Annotated in this window: 1 protein-coding gene; it reads left to right on the plus strand. The window is 58.0% G+C overall.

Translation table 11 applies throughout. The annotated features are described in order from the left end of the window. Positions 1 to 409: 409 nt before the first annotated feature. Positions 410 to 1415 (plus strand): isocitrate/isopropylmalate dehydrogenase family protein (locus H5U08_RS18750; RefSeq protein ID WP_297036662.1); only part of this gene is annotated, 1006 nt, incomplete at its 3' end.

A 1415-nucleotide genomic window follows, 5' to 3' on the forward strand; every position in this document is an offset into this window, starting at 1 on the left:
TGACCGCGGAAGATGCCCGCCGCAAACTGAAGTCCGTCTATCCCAAAATTATCCTGTGACGGAGCACTAGCTCGCCCATACGTTTCGTTGCCGCTGATCAAAAGATTGTTGCGGCGGGACGTTCCAGGGGGGACACTATCTCAGCGGAAACGGGCGCCAACAGCCTCGGTAGCCAGGGGACGTCAAGGGCGAACAAGGGGGCGGCTCCCACGGTCGGTGAAAAACCGTTACCATGTAAATTTCGCCACATGTCATTGTGCTAATTGCCCGAACGAGGCTCCGCTTCCAATCGGCCGCGAGCAGCCTGTCGGCGCAGTCTGGCATTCGCGTGTGTGGACCTCGTTCGGGCAAGCGGGTGCCGATTCTGACCGTCCTGTAAACATATTGGCCTGATGGGAAAGGAAACAGCATGGCTCACGAGGTGACCCTCATTACCGGCGATGGAACCGGGCCAGAATTGGCTGCAGCGGCTCGACGCTGTGTGGATGCTACGGGTGTCGAAATTCACTGGGATGTTCAGGAAGCCGGGGTGGATGTCATGGAAAGGACCGGCACCCCCCTTCCAGAGGCGACGATGGAAAGCATCCGGCGGACCCGGTGCGCTTTGAAGGCCCCGATCACAACGCCGGTGGGAACCGGATTCCGCAGCATCAATGTGTATCTTCGCCAGGAATTGGGGCTGTATGCTTGCGTGCGTCCATGCAAATACTATCCCGGAGTGCGGACGTTTTTCGAACGCGTGCCTGTGGACCTGGTGATCATTCGCGAGAATACGGAAGATCTCTACGCGGGTGTGGAATTCGAACGCGGCCAGCCTAATACTGCGGAACTGATCAGCACCATCAACCGCCTTTCTACCGACCGCAAAGTGAAGACCGGACCTGAAGAAACGGGCATCTCCATCAAACCCATCAGCGTTTCGGGGACCGAGCGTATCGTGCGGTTCGCCTTCCGGTATGCCCGGGAAAACAATCGCAAGAAGGTTACGGCCGTGCACAAGGCCAACATCATGAAATTCACCGACGGACTGTTCCTTGACGTGGCGCGGCGGGTCGCCCAGGAGTTTCCGGATATCGAATTTGAGGATCGCATTGTGGACAACATGTGCATGCAGCTCGTGCAAAAGCCGGAACTCTACGATGTGCTTGTCCTGCCCAATCTTTACGGGGACATCGTCAGTGACCTGGCAGCCGGGCTGGTAGGGGGACTTGGCGTAGCACCGGGGGCCAACATCGGAGAAAACGGCGCAGTCTTTGAGGCTACACATGGGAGCGCCCCCAAATACAAGGGGCTCAATAAGGTGAATCCCACCGCGCTCATTTTGTCCGCGGTTCTCATGCTCCGCTATTTGAATGAGAAGGAAGCGGCCGACCTGCTCGAACGGGCGGTGGCTGAGGTGATCCGCGAGGGGAAAT

Origin of the sequence: Thermogutta sp. (genome assembly GCF_014359955.1) — a bacterium.
In the GTDB taxonomy this organism is placed as follows: domain Bacteria; phylum Planctomycetota; class Planctomycetia; order Pirellulales; family Thermoguttaceae; genus Thermogutta.